This is a genomic window from Streptomyces sp. NPDC047130 (assembly GCF_040643475.1).
Lineage (GTDB): Bacteria > Actinomycetota > Actinomycetes > Streptomycetales > Streptomycetaceae > Streptomyces.
Map to the genome: position 1 here is coordinate 562533 of NZ_JBEYUK010000001.1, position 17157 is coordinate 579689.

18 protein-coding genes are annotated in these 17157 nt (G+C 74.4%); 9 read left to right on the forward strand and 9 right to left on the reverse strand.

The genetic code is table 11. The annotated features are described in order from the left end of the window. The first annotated feature begins 50 nt into the window (after positions 1 to 50). Complete coding sequence (locus tag ABZ836_RS02460) at positions 51 to 803, forward strand: hypothetical protein (RefSeq protein WP_356130341.1); 753 nt, start codon at positions 51 to 53, stop codon at positions 801 to 803. Between the two features lie 95 nt (positions 804 to 898). Here ABZ836_RS02460 and ABZ836_RS02465 read toward each other — a convergent pair whose 3' ends face one another. Continuing rightward, entirely contained in the window at positions 899 to 1414 is a 516-nt protein-coding gene (locus ABZ836_RS02465) for a hypothetical protein (protein ID WP_361138481.1), read from the reverse strand. A 32-nt stretch (positions 1415 to 1446) separates the two neighbouring features. Further along, the gene (locus ABZ836_RS02470; protein ID WP_356130344.1) at positions 1447 to 2604 is read right to left on the reverse strand and encodes a magnesium and cobalt transport protein CorA; all 1158 of its coding nucleotides are present in this window, start codon (positions 2602 to 2604) and stop codon (positions 1447 to 1449) included. Positions 2605 to 3162: 558 nt separating this feature from the next. On the opposite strand from ABZ836_RS02470, the gene ABZ836_RS02475 reads away from it, so the two are divergent. The 4 genes from ABZ836_RS02475 (at position 3163) to ABZ836_RS02490 (ending at position 6364) form a co-directional block, all read left to right on the forward strand. Next, the gene (locus ABZ836_RS02475; RefSeq protein ID WP_356130345.1) at positions 3163 to 3747 is read left to right on the forward strand and encodes a suppressor of fused domain protein; all 585 of its coding nucleotides are present in this window, start codon (positions 3163 to 3165) and stop codon (positions 3745 to 3747) included. Between the two features lie 209 nt (positions 3748 to 3956). Beyond that, positions 3957 to 4598, forward strand: a complete 642-nt coding sequence (locus tag ABZ836_RS02480) for a DUF6758 family protein (protein WP_356130347.1) — start codon at positions 3957 to 3959, stop codon at positions 4596 to 4598. A gap of 137 nt (positions 4599 to 4735) precedes the next feature. After that, a complete protein-coding gene (locus ABZ836_RS02485; RefSeq protein WP_356130349.1) occupies positions 4736 to 5626 on the forward strand; it encodes a PHP domain-containing protein in 891 nt (296 codons plus the stop codon). A gap of 132 nt (positions 5627 to 5758) precedes the next feature. Then, positions 5759 to 6364, forward strand: a complete 606-nt coding sequence (locus tag ABZ836_RS02490) for a MarC family protein (protein WP_356130351.1) — start codon at positions 5759 to 5761, stop codon at positions 6362 to 6364. A 99-nt stretch (positions 6365 to 6463) separates the two neighbouring features. Here ABZ836_RS02490 and ABZ836_RS02495 read toward each other — a convergent pair whose 3' ends face one another. Beyond that, entirely contained in the window at positions 6464 to 6616 is a 153-nt protein-coding gene (locus ABZ836_RS02495; RefSeq protein WP_356130353.1) for a hypothetical protein, read from the reverse strand. Between the two features lie 197 nt (positions 6617 to 6813). On the opposite strand from ABZ836_RS02495, the gene ABZ836_RS02500 reads away from it, so the two are divergent. Then, positions 6814 to 7719 (forward strand): NYN domain-containing protein, encoded by a 906-nt coding sequence (locus tag ABZ836_RS02500; protein WP_361138487.1) that lies wholly within the window; start codon positions 6814 to 6816, stop codon positions 7717 to 7719. Positions 7720 to 7768: 49 nt separating this feature from the next. Here the strand turns inward: ABZ836_RS02500 and ABZ836_RS02505 are convergent, their stop codons facing one another. Both ABZ836_RS02505 and ABZ836_RS02510 read right to left on the reverse strand, forming a co-directional pair. Next, positions 7769 to 8650 (reverse strand): alpha/beta hydrolase, encoded by an 882-nt coding sequence (locus ABZ836_RS02505; RefSeq protein ID WP_356130356.1) that lies wholly within the window; start codon positions 8648 to 8650, stop codon positions 7769 to 7771. A gap of 82 nt (positions 8651 to 8732) precedes the next feature. Beyond that, entirely contained in the window at positions 8733 to 10901 is a 2169-nt protein-coding gene (locus ABZ836_RS02510) for a DEAD/DEAH box helicase (protein ID WP_361138492.1), read from the reverse strand. A gap of 548 nt (positions 10902 to 11449) precedes the next feature. On the opposite strand from ABZ836_RS02510, the gene ABZ836_RS02515 reads away from it, so the two are divergent. Then, entirely contained in the window at positions 11450 to 12202 is a 753-nt protein-coding gene (locus tag ABZ836_RS02515; protein WP_361138495.1) for a ferritin-like fold-containing protein, read from the forward strand. An 85-nt stretch (positions 12203 to 12287) separates the two neighbouring features. On the opposite strand, the gene ABZ836_RS02520 is transcribed toward ABZ836_RS02515, so the two are convergent. From ABZ836_RS02520 to ABZ836_RS02535, 4 genes are all read right to left on the reverse strand, one after another. Continuing rightward, positions 12288 to 12572, reverse strand: coding sequence for a hypothetical protein (locus ABZ836_RS02520; RefSeq protein WP_361138498.1), 285 nt, complete (start codon positions 12570 to 12572; stop codon positions 12288 to 12290). 182 nt (positions 12573 to 12754) lie between these two features. Then, positions 12755 to 12982 carry a DUF3107 domain-containing protein gene (locus ABZ836_RS02525; RefSeq protein ID WP_351114827.1) on the reverse strand — a complete coding sequence of 76 codons (228 nt, stop codon included), beginning with the start codon at positions 12980 to 12982 and terminating at the stop codon, positions 12755 to 12757. Positions 12983 to 13111: 129 nt separating this feature from the next. Beyond that, positions 13112 to 13753, reverse strand: a complete 642-nt coding sequence (locus tag ABZ836_RS02530) for a TetR/AcrR family transcriptional regulator (RefSeq protein ID WP_361138501.1) — start codon at positions 13751 to 13753, stop codon at positions 13112 to 13114. Between the two features lie 201 nt (positions 13754 to 13954). Next, positions 13955 to 14197: a hypothetical protein gene (locus tag ABZ836_RS02535; protein WP_356130365.1), complete on the reverse strand. Its 243-nt coding sequence runs from the start codon at positions 14195 to 14197 to the stop codon at positions 13955 to 13957. A gap of 245 nt (positions 14198 to 14442) precedes the next feature. Between ABZ836_RS02535 and ABZ836_RS02540 the strand changes: the two genes are divergently transcribed. After that, positions 14443 to 15486: an alpha/beta hydrolase gene (locus ABZ836_RS02540; protein ID WP_356130367.1), complete on the forward strand. Its 1044-nt coding sequence runs from the start codon at positions 14443 to 14445 to the stop codon at positions 15484 to 15486. 8 nt (positions 15487 to 15494) lie between these two features. Next, complete coding sequence (locus ABZ836_RS02545; RefSeq protein WP_361138505.1) at positions 15495 to 17009, forward strand: DUF3152 domain-containing protein; 1515 nt, start codon at positions 15495 to 15497, stop codon at positions 17007 to 17009. Positions 17010 to 17157: the final 148 nt, after the last annotated feature.

The window sequence follows — 17157 nt, forward strand, 5'->3', positions numbered from 1 at the left end:
GTACGCTGCCTCCAGCCCGTCGAGAAACCGGATGAGAGGCAGCCGCGCCTGTGACCCCGATCCCCCAGCGTCGTACCCGCACGGCCGCCCGCGCGGCGGCGGTCTGCGCACTGGTCCTGGCGACCACGGGGCTCACCGGGTGCGGGTCCGACCCGGACGAGGGGACCAACGGCGTCGGGAAGCTGGAGCCGGGTCAGATCCGCAGCCGGGCGATGAAGGCGGTCGACTCGGCACGGTCGGTGCACCTGTCCGGCACGGTGATCACCAAGGACGGCGGCGTCGAACTGGACATGAAGCTGTCCGACGGCGGCGGTCAGGGCGAGGTCACCTCCGGCGGCACGACCTTCGGGCTGCTGCGGGTCGGCGAGGACCTGTACCTCCAGGCCGGGGCCGACTTCTGGAACCAGGCCGCTGGCGGCGACGGCAAGGGGCTGGAGGGCACGACGGCCGAGAAGCTGGACGGCAAGTACGTGAAGGTCCCGGAGAAGGACCCCGCCTACCAGCGGTTCAGCGGCTTCACGGACATGGACCTGCTGCTGGACGGGCTCCTCGACCTCGACGGCAAGCTGGCCAAGGACGACTACCACGAGGTCGACGACGTCCGCACGATCCGGCTCAAGGTCGACGAGGGGGCGGGCGGCCGCCTGGACGTCTCGCTGCAGGGCACGCCGTTCCCGGTCCGCCTCGAACGCCCCGGAGGCGGCGGCACCCTCCGCCTCTCGGACTGGAACCACAAGCTGGCCCTCGAGGAACCCCCGAAGAGCAAGCAGGTCGACTACGGCCAGGACCTTCCCGAGACGTAAGGGCGCCCGGGCCCCGGACCCGCGACCGGCCCCCCGGACCCCGCGACCGGCCCGGCCCCGCGACCGGCCCCCCGGACCCCGCCGTGCGCGTCCGCTCAGCGCCGCCCGCGGCGGAGGAGGAGGCGGGGGAGGGCCGCCGGCACGGGCTCGCGCGTGGTGGCCGGCGTGGGGGACGGCACGGCTGCCAGGTCCCCCGAGGACGGGGGCAGGGCCTGGCCCACCGGGGTGAGGCGCAGGACGCGGCACTCGCGGGCCCAGCGCGCGGGCATCGCCTCGCCGTCCGCCGCGTTCAGCCGCTTGCCCTTCAGCTCGCCGACCGCCTCGTCCCACGCGGCGGTTCCCGCGGTCACCTCGGCGACCGCGGCGTGGCAGGACACCAGCCGCCCGCCCTTGTCCTTGCTCCGCAGCGTCAGCACCGCCCGGCCTCCGTCGGCCAGCCCCGGCAGCGGCTGCTCCCCGGGGCCGTCGCCGACCACGCAGACCGCCCCGTCGTGCCACACGTGCCACAGCGCCCGCTCGGGGCTCCCCCCGCCGGCCCCCCGCACCCACACCAGCGCGGACTTCTTCGCGGCCTCCTCGACGAGGGCACGGTCGAACAGCTCGGTCGTCATGGCAGCAGCGTAGCGAGGCGCCCGCGGCGCGCTCAGAGCCAGCCGTTGCGCTTGAGGGTGCGGTGGATGCCGAGGCAGATCGCCACCGTGAAGCCCATGACCACCGGGTAGCCGTACTTCCAGTTCAGCTCCGGCATGTGCTCGAAGTTCATCCCGTACACCCCGCAGACCATGGTCGGCACGGCGATGATCGCCGCCCACGAGGTGATCTTGCGCATGTCCTCGTTCTGGGCGACCGAGGCCTGGGCCAGGTTGGCCTGGAGGATCGAGTTGAGCAGTTCGTCGAACCCGATGACCTGCTCCTGCACGCGGGCCACGTGGTCGGCGACGTCCCGGAAGTACTTCTGGATGTCCGGGTCGATCAGCCGCATCGGCCGCTCGCTGAGCAGCTGCATCGGCCGCAGCAGCGGGGCCACCGCCCGCTTGAACTCCAGCACCTCGCGCTTGAGCTGGTAGATCCGCCCCGCGTCGGTGCCCCGCGGGGCGCTGCCGCGGCGGCCGGGACTGAAGACCTCGGTCTCCACGTCGTCGATGTCGTCCTGCACCGCGTCGGCGACCGCGAGGTAGCCGTCGACCACGTGGTCGGCGATGGCGTGCAGCACCGCCGAGGGGCCCTTCTCGAGCAGCTCCGGGTTCTCCTCCAGCCGGCGCCGCAGGGCACGCAGCGAGCCCTTGCTACCGTGCCGGACGGTGATCAGGAAGTCCCGGCCGGTGAAGCACATGATCTCGCCGGTCTCGATGACCTCGCTGTCCGGCGTGAGCCGGTCGTGCTCGACGTAGTGGACCGTCTTGTAGACGGTGAACAGGCTGTCGTCGTACCGCTCCAGCTTGGGCCGCTGGTGGGCCTGGACGGCGTCCTCCACGGCCAGCGGGTGCAGCCCGAACTCGGCGGCGATGCCCGCGAATTCGTCTTGGGTGGGCTCGTGCAGGCCGATCCACACGAAGCCGCCGTCACGCCGGGCCGCCCGCATCGCCTCCTGCGGCTTCATGACGCCGTCGGCGTCGACGCGGTGCCCGTCGCGGTAGACGCCGCAGTCGACGACCGCGGACGGGACGTCGGGGACGGCGAGGGCCGCCGGGTCCAACTGGGCCAGCGTGGCGGCACCCCGCCGGGAGGGCCGGATGCGGACCGAGCGGGCGACGCGCTCGGAGGGGCGGACCGCTGCGCGCAGGTCTCGGATCATCGACATGGCGGGGCTCCTTCGCTTTCGGGCAACGAAAGGACGGACCGCCGACGGGTGAGCTCCCCTGGAACCCTGGGGGACGGGGACGTGCGGGTCGGAGGATCGGGCACGTCCGCGGAACGGGGAGCACCGCACCGTCGCGGCGTTCGAGCTTTCGTTGCTGATGCTGCAGATCGAGGAGATCGAAGAGATCAGGCGAACGAAACGAAGTGCTCTTCCCCGGCGCGTGGGGGTGTGCTGCCGCCGCCGGGCCCGCAGGGCGGGCGGTGGACGCGTGGAGAACGCCGGAGCCGCGTCAGCGGCCGGAAGAGCGGGTGGTACTGCACGGTCGACTTCGGTCCATCGCAGCCCCACCTCCTCCGGCCGGTCCCTCGTGAGGGACGATCCATCCCCTGCGGGAGAGCGCGCAGGGGCTGCTCTCAGGGGGGTATGACTGGCGTCGGGACTCGATCGCGACGCTTGGCGTGCTGTCCCGAACTCCGGCAAGACTATCAGCCGAGGTGACTGTCAAGGTGTCCGCTCGCCCACCGCGGGTGAGTTCCGGACGGGTTCTATGCTCGCCGCATGGCTGATGTTCTTCCCCTGGTAGAGGCGCGTCTGCGGACGGCGCTGGGCGAACCCGACGCGCGGGCCGCCGTGACCTTCCTCGGCACGGACCGCGTCGAGGTGCTCCGCTTCACCGGGGAGGACGTCGTCCGCTACGCCACCCTGGGCATGTCCGCCCACCCGATGAACGACCCCACGGCGATGGTCGCGGACCCGGTGAAGGGGCCGCGGGCGGAGCTGGTGCTGTCCGTGCGGCGCGGCCTCGCGGAGACCGACAAGGTGCTCCGCCCGCTGGCCGTGCTCGCCGCCTCCCCGCAGGTCGAAGGGGTGGTCGTGGCGCCCGGCGGGTCGCTGGACGTGGGCGAGCCGCTGTGGCCGGGCGCCCCCTTCACCTCCGTCCTGGTGGGCGAGCCCGGGGGACTGGTCGAGGACCTGGAGCTGGACGAGCCGCTGGACCCGGTGCGCTTCCTGCCGCTGCTGCCGATGACGCCGAACGAGGCCGCCTGGAAGCGGGTGCACGGCGCGCAGGCGCTGCAGGAGCGGTGGCTGGCCCGCGGCACCGACCTGCGCGACCCCGCCCGCCGGTCGGTCGCCCTCGACTGACCCCGGGCCGGTCGCCGCGGGTCGCCACCGGCCACGGCAGGTGACGGAAGTCACCCGGGCGAGTGCCCAACGGATGGCCGGATACGGCCACTTGGCTCTGGCGGTCGACGCCGCCGCGGGGGGGCGGCGCCGGGTGCGGCACGGCCTCCGCCCGCCGGACGGGTGATCGTCCTTGACGCGGCGCGGTCGGGGGAGGACCGTGGGACCTTATGAGGGGCGAACCCAGTTGCCCGAAGTGCGGTGGCCGGGTCAGGGCTCCCGGACTCTTCGCCGACGCGTGGCAGTGCGACGCGCACGGACCGGTGCATCCGGTGCAGCCCGTGATCCCGCCCAGCGTCGAGGCCCTCGGTGTGGTGGTGCACCGCACCCGGGTCCCCGTCTGGATGCCGTGGCCCCTCCCGGTCGGCTGGCTCTTCACCGGCGTGGCCAGCGCGGGCGACGACCGCAGCGGAGGCCGCGCCTCGGCGGTCGCCTGTTCCGGTCCGGGGCCGCTCGGCGGGGTGGGCGAGCTCATCCTGATCGCCGAGGAGCTCGGCGTCGGCCTCGGCGCCCGGTACGCGGGCATCGACGGGCCCGATCCCGGCCCGCGCATCGACATCGGCAAGCCCGCCCAGGCCAAGGTGCACGCGGCCGGCCGTCCCACCCCGCTGTGGGTGGTGGAGGGCGCTCCGGAGGACCGGGCGGTGTTCGCGGGGGAGGCCCTCGGCATGTGGCTGTGGGCGGTGGTCTGGCCCGAGCGGTCCGGGCTGCTGATGTACGAGGAGCTGGTCCTCACCGACCTGCGCGAGGCGGGCGCGGAGATCGAACTCGTGCCGTGCGGCGCCCTCTCCCCCCGGCTCCTGTCCCCCTGACCTGGCCGTTCCGGTTCGCGGCGGGCCGGTGGGCTCCTCGTGGGGCGTGACGCGGGGGCGGTAAGAGTCACCCACTCGGACGACCCCTTATCCTGGTGTTGCCCCGTCCGTGCCAACCCTCGTCCGCTGGAGTCGCCGTGCGCATCGACCTGCACTGCCATTCCACCGCGTCCGACGGCACGGACACCCCCGCCGAGCTGGTGCGCGCCGCCGCCGCGGCCGGGCTGGACGTCGTCGCGCTGACCGACCACGACACCACCCGGGGGCACGCCGAGGCGCTGGCGGCCCTCCCCGAGGGGCTGACGCTGGTCACCGGCGCGGAGCTCTCCTGCCGCTGGGGCGAACCCGGCGCGGACCCCGGTGACGGCATCAGCATGCACCTGCTGGCGTACCTGTTCGACCCCGAGGAGCCCGCGCTGCTCGCCGAGCGCGAGCTGGTGCGCGACGACCGGGTGCCGCGCGCCCGCTCCATGGTGGCCAACCTGCGCGAGCTGGGCGTCGACATCACCTGGGAGCAGGTCGCCCGCATCGCCGGCGACGGCTCGGTGGGCCGCCCGCACGTCGCCACGGCCCTGGTCGAGCTCGGCGTCGTCGACTCGGTGGACGAGGCCTTCACCCGGCACTGGCTGGCCGACCGCGGCCGCGTCTGGGTGCCCAAGCACGAGACCGACCCGATCGAGGCGATCCGACTGGTGAAGGCCGCCGGCGGGGTCGCCGTCTTCGCCCACCCGGGCGCCGCCAAGCGCGGCCGCACCGTGCCGGAGTCCGCGATCGCCGCGATGGCCGAGGCCGGCCTGGACGGCATCGAGGTCGACCACATGGACCACGACCCGGCCACCCGCGCCCGCCTGCGCGGCCTCGCCGCCGAGCTGGGCCTGCTGGCCACCGGCTCGTCCGACTACCACGGCACCCGCAAGACCTGCGTCCTCGGCGAGAACCTCACCGACCCCGAGGTCTACGGCGAGATCATCCGCCGGGCCTGGGGCGCGTTCCCCGTGCCCGGCGCCGGCGGACCCGCCACCGCCTGACCCGGCCGGACCTCCTGCGTCCCGCCGCGTCCGGGCCCGCCCGCATCCCCTCATCCCGCGCCGCGTGGCGCCGCGTCCTGCCCGGACCCGGCCGGACGGCGGCGTTCCGCACCACCCGCAAGGCCATTCACCGTGTTCGACATCGCCGTTTTCGGTTCCCTCTTCCTCACCCTCTTCGTGATCATGGACCCCCCGGGGGTCACCCCGATCTTCCTCGGCCTCACCGCCGGCCGGCCCGCGGCCGTCCAGAAGCGCATGGCGCTCCAGGCGGTGCTGGTGGCCGGCGGCGTGATCTCCGTCTTCGGCCTGGTGGGCCAGCGCATCCTCGACTACCTGCACATCTCGGTGCCCGCCCTGATGATCGCCGGCGGGGTGCTGCTCCTGCTGGTCGCGCTCGACCTGCTGACCGGCAAGACCGACGAGCCGCAGCAGACCAAGGACGTCAACGTCGCCCTGGTCCCGCTCGGCATGCCGCTGCTGGCCGGTCCCGGCGCGATCGTCTCGGTCATCCTGGCCGTGGAGAAGGCCGGCACCGTCGGCTCCCAGGTCGCCGTCTGGACGGCGATCCTGGCGATCCACGTGGTGATCTGGCTGGTCATGCGCAACTCGCTGCTGGTGATCCGCGTGATCAAGGAGGGCGGCGTGGTCCTGGTGACCCGGCTGGCGGGCATGCTGCTCGCCGCGATCGCCGTGCAGCAGATCATCAACGGCGTGACCCAGGTGGTCCAGGGCGCCTGACCGGCCCGCCCGCCGGGGAACAGCACTGCGGCCCGGTGGGCAGCCTCCACGGGGGAGGCTGCCCACCGGGCCGCGGTGGTCCGAGGGCGTCGTCAGTCGTTACGAGGCCGAGGTCTCGGCCGGACGGATCCAGAGGCGCTGGCCGATCGCCGCGGCCTGCTGGACGATCCCGTTGACGGAGGCGGCGTCCACGACGGTGGTGTCGACCGGCAGGCCGCTCACGTCGTCGAGACGCAGAATCTCGAAGCGCATGCTTCTCCCTTCCCACGTCGGTATGTACCGGGTACAACACCCGAACCGGGCGGGAAGATTCCCTAGCTAAGCAAAATTTTCGGCCGCCTAAGTATTGATCGGTTACCCGCCCTGTCCTGGCCCATGTGCAGCCGAGGTGTGAACCGGGTGAGACCGGTTGTGTCCGCTCCGTGACCGCCGGGACAATGGGGACCGGTATGAATGACGACCTCGCGGCGCTGACCGCAAGCATCGAGAGCACCAACCGGATGCTCCAGCAGGTTCTCGCCGCGGTGGTGAAGGCGCAGTCCGCGCCGCGGTCCACCCACGCGCTCTTCGTCGACGCCGGCTACCTCTACGCCGCCGCCGGGCGGCTGGTGGTGGGCACCGAGGACCGCCGGGCCTTCGAGCTGGACACCGAGGGCGTGATCGCCGCGCTCATCGACCGGGCCGCGCAGCTGTTCCAGGACAGCAGGCTGCTGCGGGTGTACTGGTACGACGGAGCCCGCCGGCGCATCCACACCGCCGAGCAGCAGGCCATCGCCGAGCTCCCCGACGTCAAGGTGCGCCTCGGCAACCTCAACGCCAACAACCAGCAGAAGGGCGTCGACGGCCTGATCCGCTCCGACCTGGAGGCCCTCGCCCGCCACCGCGCCATCACCGACGCCGCCCTGCTCGGCGGCGACGAGGACCTGGTGCCCGCGGTGGAGGCGGCCCAGGAGTACGGCGCGCGGGTGCACCTGTGGGGCGTCGAGGCCCCGGACGGACGCAACCAGGCCGAGCCGCTGCTCTGGGAGGTCGACAGCCAGCGCACCCTGGACGTCCAGTTCCTCAAGCCCTACGTCTCCCGCCGGGTCACCGTCGCGCACGAGGCGGGCGCGGTCCGGCCCACCTGGGAGGACGTGCGGTTCGTGGGCGCCCAGATCGCCGCCCGGTGGCTGGCCGAGCGCGGCCCGGAACCCATGGACGCGCTCCTGGCGGAGCAGCCGTACCTGCCCGGCTCCGACGACCAGTCCCTGCTGGTCCAGGCGGAGGGGCTGCTCGGGTACTCGTTGCGCGGCCAGTCCGACCTGCGCAGGGCGCTCCGGGACGGCTTCTGGGAGCGCCTGCGCGCCCAGCGCTGAACCCGGGCCGCCGCCCCGTGCCCGTCCCGCGCGTCGGCGGGGGCGGGGCTCAGCCGGTGGCCGCCTCGTCCCAGAAGTCGGCGATCGCGCGGGCCGTCTCCGCCGGACGGTCCACGTTGGGGGAGTGCTCCGCGCCCTCGATCACGGTGCGCCGCGCGCCGAGCCGGACGGCCATCTCGTCGAACTGGTCCATCGGCCAGACGTGGTCGTGCGACCCGGAGAGCACGTGGCAGGGCAGGCCCACCCCGGCCAGTGCGTCCACCAGGTCCGGCTCCTCGCACAACTGGCGCCCCGTCGCGATGAGTTGGGCCGGACGGGTGTGCAGCCAGCGCTCCCGCAGCAGCGCCGTGTCGGGCTGCTCGGCCAGCTCCTCGGGGGCGGCGGTGGCCTCCATGGCCTGCATCACGTCCCACACCTGCTCCATCGACATCGACGCGAGCGCGCCGCGGAGCATGGTGACGCGCTGCTGCTGGGGCGCGGAGATGCGGGCGGGGCCCGAGGACATCAGCGTCAGGCTGCGGAACGGGGAGGCGTCCCGCAGCACGGCGGCGCGGGAGATCTGTCCGCCGAGGGAGTGGCCCAGCAGGTGGACGCCGGTCCCGGACTCCGTGGCCAGGAGGTGAGCCTGGGAGAGCAGGTCCTGCGCCAACTCCTCGCGGGCGTACGCCGTCTCGTCGTGGTCCGGGCCCTCGGACCGGTACTGGCCACGGCCGTCGACGGCGACCGTCCGGTAGCCGCGGGCCGCCAGCGGGGCGTGCAGGGCGATGAAGTCCTCCTTGCTGCCGGTGTATCCGGGCAGCAGCAGGGCGGTGCCGCGGTGCGGGACGCCCGGGGCGGCGGGCATCTCGATCGCGGCGAACGCGCCCCGGGAGGTGGTGAGTCGGTACGCCCGCGCACCGGGCGGCGGAGTGAAGGTGTCGGGCCTGCTCATGGCGGTCAGGTTACCGAGCGGTTCCGGGAACGCCGACGGCCCGGCTCCCCCGAGGGGAACCGGGCCGTCGTGGTGCCGGACGTCAGTGCTCGGCCGGCTGCGCGGCCTTGCGCGTACGGCGACGCGGCTTGCTCTCCGCCTCCTCGCCCGCCTGCGCGGGGATCTCGGCGGTCGGCGCGGCCTCGGCGGCCTTGCGGGTGCGGCGCTTCGGGGCGGCCTCGGTGGTTTCGGCCGTGTCCACCGCGGTCTCGGCGGGGGTGGTGGCCTTGCGGGTGCGGCGGCGGGGCTTGGCCTCGGCCTCGGGGGTGTCCGTGGCGCTGTCCGTGGCCTCCGCGGGGGCGGCGGTCTTGCGGGTGCGGCGCTTCGGGGCGGCCTCGGTGGTTTCGGCCGTGTCCACCGCGGCTTCGGCGGGGGTGGTGGCCTTGCGGGTGCGACGGCGGGGCTTGGCCTCGGCCTCGGCCTCGGGGGTGTCCGTGGCGCTGTCCGTGGCCTCCGCGGGGGCGGCGGTCTTGCGGGTGCGGCGCTTCGGGGCGGCCTCGGTGGCTTCGGCCGTGTCCACCGCGGTCTCGGCGGGGGTGGTGGCCTTGCGGGTGCGGCGGCGGGGCTTGGCCTCGGCCTCGGCCTCGGGGGTGTCCGTGGCGCTGTCCGTGGCCTCCGCGGGCGCGGCGGTCTTGCGGGTGCGGCGCTTCGGGGCGGCCTCGGCCGGGGCGGCGGCGGTCTCCTCGACCACCGTCGCGGCCTCCACCACGGGGGCCTCCTCGGCTGCGCCCCCACGGGTCCGGCGCCGGCGGCGCGGCGCGGCGGTCGCGCCCTCCGCCGTCTCCACGGCCGCCTCGGCGGCGGGAGCGGCGGCGGCCACGGCCTGCGCCGCGGCCGGAGCCTCGGCCGTCGTGGCGGCGTCGACCGCGGTCACCGGCGCACCGTTACGGGTGCGGCGGCGGCGACGCGGCGTACGCGGGGCGCGCTCGCCCTCAGCGGCGGGAGCCGCCTCCGACGGACGCTCGTCCCGTCCACGACCCCGGCCGCCCCGGCCGCGGTCACGGTCGCCCTTGCGCCCGCCCGGCTCGCCCAGGTCCTCGATCTCCTCGGCGCCCAGACCCGCACGCGTCCGCTCGGAACGCGGCAGGACGCCCTTGGTGCCCTCGGGGATGCCGAGGTCGGAGAAGAGGTGCGGCGACGTCGAGTAGGTCTCCACCGGGTCGTTGAAGCCCAGCCCCAGCGCCTTGTTGATGAGCTGCCAGCGCGGGATGTCGTCCCAGTCGACGAAGGTGACGGCGGTGCCCTTCGCCCCGGCGCGACCGGTGCGGCCGACGCGGTGCAGGAAGGTCTTCTCGTCCTCGGGGGACTGGTAGTTGATGACGTGCGTGACGCCCTCGACGTCGATGCCGCGCGCGGCGACGTCGGTGCAGACCAGCACGTCGACCTTGCCGTTGCGGAAGGCGCGCAGCGCCTGCTCGCGGGCGCCCTGGCCGAGGTCGCCGTGGACGGCGCCGGCGGCGAAACCGCGGCGCTGCAGCTGCTCGGCGATGTCGGCGGCGGTGCGCTTGGTGCGGCAGAAGATCATCGCCAGTCCGCGGCCCTCGGCCTGCAGGATGCGGGCGACCATCTCCGGCTTGTCCATGTTGTGCGCGCGGTAGACGAACTGCTTGGTGTTCGCGACCGTCTTGCCCTCGTCGTCCGGCGAGGTGGCGCTGATGTGGGTCGGCTGCGACATGTAGCGGCGGGCCAGGCCGATGACCGCGCCCGGCATGGTGGCCGAGAACAGCATCGTCTGACGCTTCGCCGGCAGCATGTTGATGATCTTCTCGACGTCCGGCAGGAAGCCGAGGTCGAGCATCTCGTCGGCCTCGTCGAGGACGAGGCTCCTGACGTGCTTGAGGTCGAGCTTCTTCTGTCCGGCCAGGTCCAGCAGGCGGCCCGGGGTGCCGACGACCACGTCGACGCCCTTCTTGAGGGCCTCGACCTGCGGCTCGTAGGCGCGGCCGCCGTAGATCGCCAGGACGCGGACGTTGCGGACCTTGCCGGCGGTCTGCAGGTCGTTGGTGACCTGGGTGCAGAGCTCGCGGGTGGGGACGACGACCAGCGCCTGCGGCGCCTCCGTCAGGTCCTCGGGCCGCGCGCGTCCGGCCTCCACGTCGGCGGGGACGGTGACGCGCTCCAGGAGCGGCAGACCGAAGCCGAGGGTCTTGCCGGTGCCGGTCTTGGCCTGGCCGATGACGTCCGAGCCCGACAGGGCCACCGGGAGCGTCATCTCCTGGATGGGGAAGGGGGTGACGATGCCGACCGCCTCGAGGGCTTCGGCCGTCTCAGGGAGAATTCCGAGATCGCGGAACGTGGTAGTCAGGGTGCTGCCTCTTCTGTGTGCGCGGCGCGAGGCGAGCGCGGGGGTCAACCGTGCCGAGCACGGCCGTACCGAACCGGAAGGACGTCGTCGGCCCTGCTTCGGGGGACGGGCCTGTGGCACGGGACCACGCGGACGCTCCAGCGCTCGTACCGCTGAGGGTCCCCTCCGTGGCCGTACGCGAGGAGCGCGCGGGCGAGGAGGGCTGTCGGGTCGGAGCCGATCGGGCCACCGACCGGGCATCCTCATTCGTGCGGCCCGCCGGATAGGGGCGAGCGCATTACCACCATACCCCGGAAACGCGCACATGCGACGGTCGTTTCGGTGACGTTGTGCTCCTCACATTCCGGACTCACTCCCGGTCCCGCCGCGTGACCGGCTCGCGGCCCGGGTGGCCCCCGCCGCCGGGACGGGCGGTGACGGCCGGGGGAGCGGGCGGGCGGACTATCGTTCGTTTCATGACGACGCCTGACAACGCCACCGGCAAGACCGACCCCGCCCCGGACGCCGCGACCTCCAGGGTCGCCGCGCAGACCTGGGAGCAGGCCTCCGCAGACCCGCAGTACCGCGCCGCCGTCGTGGACCTGCTGGGAGCGCTCGCGTACGGCGAGCTGTCGGCGTTCGAGCGGCTCGCCGAGGACGCGAAGATGGCGCCGACCCTCGCCGACAAGGGCGAGCTGGCCAAGATGGCCGCCGCCGAGTTCGGTCACTTCGACCGGCTGCGCGCGCGGCTGGCCGAGATCGACGCCGACCCCGACGAGGCGATGGTCCCCTTTGTGGCCGCCCTGGACGGCTTCCACCGGCAGACGGCCCCGTCGGACTGGCTGGAGGGCCTGGTCAAGGCGTACGTCGGCGACTCGATCGCGGCCGACTTCTACCGCGAGGTCGCGGTGCGGCTCGACTCCGACACCCGGGAGCTGGTGCTCGCGGTGCTGGACGACCTCGGGCACGCCGAGTTCGCCGTGGAGAAGGTGCGCGCGGCCATCGAGGCCGACCCGCGGGTCGGCGGGCGCCTCGCGCTGTGGGCGCGGCGGCTGATGGGCGAGGCGCTCTCCCAGTCGCAGCGGGTGGTCGCGGAGCGGGACGCGCTGTCCACCATGCTGGTGGGCGGTGTGGCGGACGGTTTCGACCTCGCGGAGGTGGGCCGGATGTTCTCCCGTATCACCGAGGCGCACACCAAGCGGATGGCGGCCCTGGGCCTGGCCGCCTGAGCCTGGCCGCCTGAGCCTGGCGGCCTGGGCCCCGGCGGGGCGACGGACGCGGGGGCCCGGCCCGGCAGGGCGGGTCCTGCCCCGGTCAGGCCGCCGGGTTGCCGGCCGCGGCGCCGCGGCGGGGTGTCCGCCCCGTCCGCAGCAGGAGCGAGACCGACGCGACCGAGAGCGCGGCGGCGCCCAGCAGCAGCGGGGCGGCCTCGGCGGGAGCCAGGGCGGCCTGGGTGATCAGGGCGCCGGCCAGGGCGCCGACCGCGCCCGTCGGGAGGACCACGCCGGCCCGGGGCAGCCGGTGCGGCAGCCGGTGGACGGCCGCGGTGGCGAGCAGCAGCCCGAGAAGCACCGAGGCCGACGCCGAGAGGTAGAACATGGCGGGGTCCCTTCTCCGGGGCGTGCGAGCGGTCCCGGTGTGACTACCCCCACAGGTCCGCCCGCACACGCGAAGGGGCCGGACGGCTCACCGGCCGTCCGGCCCCTTTCCGTGCGTCGCCCGGACGTCGCGTACGACTCCGGGGACTTCCGCATGCCTGCCGCGGGCGGACCCGCTGTGGGCTACAGCGCGCCGAAGCCCACCTTGCGCGGAGCCGGCTCGCCCAGCTCGACGTAGGCGAGACGGTCCGCCGGGACCAGGACCTTGCGGCCGTGCTCGTCCACCAGGGTCAGCAGCGCCGACTTGCCGGCGAGCGCCTCGGCCACGAGCCGCTCGACCTCCTCGGCGCTCTGACCGCTCTGCAGAACGATCTCGCGGGGCGCGTGCTGCACGCCGATCTTGACCTCCACGGCCATGTCCCTCCGACGGTCAGTGGTGCGCGGACCATTCCGCTCTCGTCCGCGCCGTACCCGGCACACATTAGTCCAGGCGGGGCGTTCCCCGGGGTGCCGCTGCCCCGGGGCGGGCCTGCGAAACGCTCAGGCGTTCTCGCTGCCGTGCAGCGGGAAACCGGCGATGCCGCGCCAGGCCAGCGAGGCCAGCAGCTGCACCGCCTTGTCGCGCGGCACGCTGCGGTCGCTGTGCAGCCAGGCGCGGGCCACCACCTGGGCCAGTCCGCCCAGGCCGGAGGCGAGGAGCATCGACTCGTCGCGGGAGAGGCCGGTGTCCTCCGCGATCACGTCGCAGATCGCCTCGGCGCACTCGTTCGTCACCTTGTCCACGCGCTCGCGGACCGCCGGCTCGTTGGTCAGGTCCGACTCGAAGACCAGCCGGAAGGCCCCGCCGTCGTCCTCGACGTAGGCGAAGTAGGCGTCCATGGTGGCCCGGACGCGCTGCTTGTTGTCGCTGGTGGAGGCGAGCGCCGCGCGGACCGACTCGATGAGCGCCGCGCAGTGCTGGTCCAGCAGGGCCAGGTAGAGCTCGAGCTTCCCGGGGAAGTGCTGGTACAGCACCGGCTTGCTGACGCCGGCCCGCTCGGCGATGTCGTCCATGGCCGCGGCGTGGTACCCCTGGGCGACGAAGACCTCCTGCGCGGCCCCCAGAAGCTGGTTGCGCCGGGCCCGGCGCGGTAGCCGGGTGCCGCGCGGGCGTGCCGCCTCTGTCTGCTCGATGGCTGTCACGCCGCCTCCCATGATCGTCCTTGCGCGGTGTGCGCCGCCCACCATCGTACTTTTCGGTAACCGACCTGTGGGGTGCGCGACCGGAGATTTTCACCGGGGCGCGAGCGGCCCCCGGGACCGGGGCGACGGGACCGGCCGCCGCCGGTCCCGTCCGGGCCGTCTTCTCCCCCGTCGAGGGGGCGGGCCGGGAGGCCGGCGGTGTCAGCGGTAGTCGTCCTCGTCGAGTTCCACCACCCTCGCCTGTTCGGCGAGGTCGGCCTCGGCGGCGCGGTCGGCGGCCTCGCCGCGGACCGGCTCGTCCCGCACGGGACGGACGTCCGCGAGCTGTTCGGCCGCGTCGTGCTCGGGGGCCTCGACGCCGAACTCCTGGACGTCCTCCTCCCGCTCCTCCTCCCGCTCCTCCTCGTGGACGAAGGTCTCCGGGTCGGTCGGGTCGACGGGCATGTGGGGCTCCCTTCGGTGGTACCTGCGTTCCGTTCGCCTCCCCCCGGCGCGGCGGACCGCTCCGGGGGCGGGGTGCCCTGTGGGATCGAGCCTAGGAGACACCCGGCGCAGGCGCGATGCCTCCGCGTGCGGATGTGTGCCCGGCCCCGCCGCCGTCACACCGGCGCGCGCGTTGTGACCGCCCACACACCACCGGGGGCCGCGGGTGAGCCTGGCGGGGCGTGATCGTCTCGTAACATTGGCGCATGTCTTCGACCGATCTCCCGCCTGTCCCGCCCGCGGGCGACGTCCTGCCGCGGGTGGCGCCGGTCCGGCCCGCCGAGGGCGAGCGGATCCGGTCGGTCGCGCTGCGGGGCGTCACCCTCACGGTCCGGTCCCGCGAGCACGCCGCCGACGGCGCCGAGCCCGCGCTGTTCGTGCACGGCCTGGGCGGCTCGTCGCAGAACTGGTCCGCGCTGATGCCGCTGCTGGAGGACGTGCTGGACTGCGAGGCCGTGGATCTGCCCGGCTTCGGCGACTCCCCGCCGCCGGACGACGGCGACTACTCGATCACCGGCCACACCCGTGCCGTCGTCCGTTACCTGGAGGCCTCCGGGCGCGGTCCGGTGCACCTGTTCGGCAACTCCCTGGGCGGCGCGGTCGCCACCAAGGTCGCGGCGGTCCGTCCCGACCTGGTGCGCACGCTGACGCTGGTCTCCCCGGCGCTGCCCGAGCTGCGGGTGCAGCGCGGCGCGGTGCCGACCGGTCTGCTCGCGCTGCCCGGGGTGGCCGCGCTCTTCACCCGGCTCACCCGTGAGTGGACGGCCGAGCAGCGGGTGCGCGGTGTGCTGGCCCTGACCTACGGCGACCCCGGGCGGGTGACCGAGGCGGGGCTGGCCGCGGCGGTGGCGGAGATGGAACGGCGTCAGCGGCTCCCCTACTTCTGGGACGCCATGGCCCGTTCGGCCCGCGGCATCGTGGACGCGTACACCCTCGCGGGGCGGCACCGGCTCTGGCGACACGCCGAACGGGTCGACGCCCCCACCCTGCTGGTCTACGGGGGCCGTGACCGGCTGGTCTCGTTCCGGATGGCCCGCCGGGCGGCCCGCGCGTTCCGCCGTTCGCGGCTCCTCGCCCTGCCGGAGGCCGGACATGTGGCCATGATGGAGTGTCCGGACACGGTCGCCCGTGCCTTCCGCGAGTTCCTCGCCGACGCCGGAGCCGATGCCCGGCCGGCCGGCGGGGAGGCGCGAGGGCGCCGTCCGGGCGAGCGAGACGATGTCCTGGCCGTGACGGAAACCGAAAGCTGAGGGAGCGCGTGGGACGGCACAGTCGCCGGGGGCCGGCCAGGCCCGCAGATGCCGCGCGCGGTTCGTCGGCGGCGCCCGCCGCCGCCCGCGAGGGGCGGGGCGCGGCACCCGCGCCTCCCGCCGGGACCGGGGAACCCCTCGACGCCGAGGACTCCTGGAGCCCGTGGGAGCCCGCGCGGCGGCCGGAGCGGGAGCGGCCCGCGCCGGAGCCGGAGCGCGGGCGGCCCGCGCCGGAGCAGGGTCCGTCCGGGCGGACCGGCGTGACGCACGGCCGGGGCGGCGCGCCCGCGCCCGTGGGCGGCGGCCATCCCGAGGAGTACGGCCGGCCCGAGCGGCAGGGCCCGCAGACCCGGGCCGAGCGGGAGGGTCCGCACCCCCGGCCCGAGTGGGAGGGTCCGCAGACCTGGGCCGACCAGCCCCGGGATCGGGTGGGCCGTGCCGAGGGCTCCGCGGGGTACGGGCAGCCGGCCCCCTACTACGACACGCTGGACGACCGCGGCGGTCACCCCCGCCGGCCCGGCCCGGAAGGCCCGCGCTTCGTGGAGGACGCCGGTCACCCCGGAGGTCCGGGGCACGGCGGCTTCGCGCACACCCCCGGCGGCGGGGATGACGGCGGTGACGGCGACGGCGAACTGCCCCCGCTGCCGCCGGAGTTCCGGTCCGCACGTCCGGTGGGCCCGAGGCGCGGGGTGAAGGGCCGGCTGTTCACCGGCGCGCTCGCGGTGGCCGTGCTGGTCGTGCTGGGGGTGACGGTCTCCGAGCAGGTGGCGGCCGACCGGTCCGCCTCGGCGACCGGCGCGCAGGCGGCCGGGGCGCCCGCCGGGGACGCGCAGAAGGGGCAGCCGCTGGGCGCGACGGAGCCCTCGCCGCTGCCGTCCGCCTGGAACCTGGACGGGCTCACCTACAAACAGCGGATGGGCCTCGTCTACGACCTCAGCCCGACGCTGGAGGGACCGGGTTCCTTCACCGCCGTGCCGGGCACCGACGAACCCCCGGCGGCGGACCAGGACGCGCCGCCCCGCCAGGAGTGGACCTACCGGGTCGACGTCGAGGACGAACTCGGCCTGGACGGGCAGCTGTTCGCCGATGCCGTGCACAGGACCCTGAACGACCGGCGGAGTTGGGCACACGACGGGCTGGCCTTCAAGCGGGTCCCGGCGGGCGGCGGGAAGAGCCCCGACTTCGTGATCACCCTGGCCAGTCCCGGCACCACCGCCGAGTGGTGCGCCAAGTCCGGCCTGGACACCACCATCGACAACGTCTCCTGCGACTCGGCCTCGACGTCCCGGGTGATGATCAACGCCTATCGCTGGGCGCGGGGTTCCGAGACCTACGGCGACCGTCGCATCCACTCCTACCGGCAGATGCTGATCAACCACGAGGTTGGTCACCGCCTCGGGTACGGGCACGTGGAGTGCTCCCAGGACGGCGGGCTGGCGCCGGTGATGCAGCAGCAGACCAAGTTCCTGGACCACGACGGGATCCACTGCAAGCCGAACGCCTGGGCCTACCCGAACGGCTGATCCGTGACCCGGCGCGCGCACGTCGTGCGACCGCGCCGTCGCTGTGCGCTGCATCTTCTCCGCGTAGGCGCGCTTGAGTTCGGTGAGCATGGCCGGTGTGGAGCTGTCGACGACCTCGTACTCCTCCTCGAGCCCGTAGGCCGGCAGC

What these genes read in the sequence shown, in the direction of transcription:
- ABZ836_RS02465 (WP_361138481.1), bottom strand. Translation starts at nt 1,414, where the DNA reads ATGACGACCGAGCTGTTCGACCGTGCCCTCGTCGAGGAGGCCGCGAAG.
- ABZ836_RS02470 (WP_356130344.1), bottom strand. Translation starts at nt 2,604, where the DNA reads ATGTCGATGATCCGAGACCTGCGCGCAGCGGTCCGCCCCTCCGAGCGC.
- ABZ836_RS02475 (WP_356130345.1), top strand. Translation starts at nt 3,163, where the DNA reads ATGGCTGATGTTCTTCCCCTGGTAGAGGCGCGTCTGCGGACGGCGCTG.
- ABZ836_RS02480 (WP_356130347.1), top strand. Translation starts at nt 3,957, where the DNA reads ATGAGGGGCGAACCCAGTTGCCCGAAGTGCGGTGGCCGGGTCAGGGCT.
- ABZ836_RS02495 (WP_356130353.1), bottom strand. Translation starts at nt 6,616, where the DNA reads ATGCGCTTCGAGATTCTGCGTCTCGACGACGTGAGCGGCCTGCCGGTC.
- ABZ836_RS02500 (WP_361138487.1), top strand. Translation starts at nt 6,814, where the DNA reads ATGAATGACGACCTCGCGGCGCTGACCGCAAGCATCGAGAGCACCAAC.
- ABZ836_RS02505 (WP_356130356.1), bottom strand. Translation starts at nt 8,650, where the DNA reads ATGAGCAGGCCCGACACCTTCACTCCGCCGCCCGGTGCGCGGGCGTAC.
- ABZ836_RS02510 (WP_361138492.1), bottom strand. Translation starts at nt 10,901, where the DNA reads ATGACGCTCCCGGTGGCCCTGTCGGGCTCGGACGTCATCGGCCAGGCC.
- ABZ836_RS02515 (WP_361138495.1), top strand. Translation starts at nt 11,450, where the DNA reads ATGACGACGCCTGACAACGCCACCGGCAAGACCGACCCCGCCCCGGAC.
- ABZ836_RS02520 (WP_361138498.1), bottom strand. Translation starts at nt 12,572, where the DNA reads ATGTTCTACCTCTCGGCGTCGGCCTCGGTGCTTCTCGGGCTGCTGCTC.
- ABZ836_RS02535 (WP_356130365.1), bottom strand. Translation starts at nt 14,197, where the DNA reads ATGCCCGTCGACCCGACCGACCCGGAGACCTTCGTCCACGAGGAGGAG.
- ABZ836_RS02540 (WP_356130367.1), top strand. Translation starts at nt 14,443, where the DNA reads ATGTCTTCGACCGATCTCCCGCCTGTCCCGCCCGCGGGCGACGTCCTG.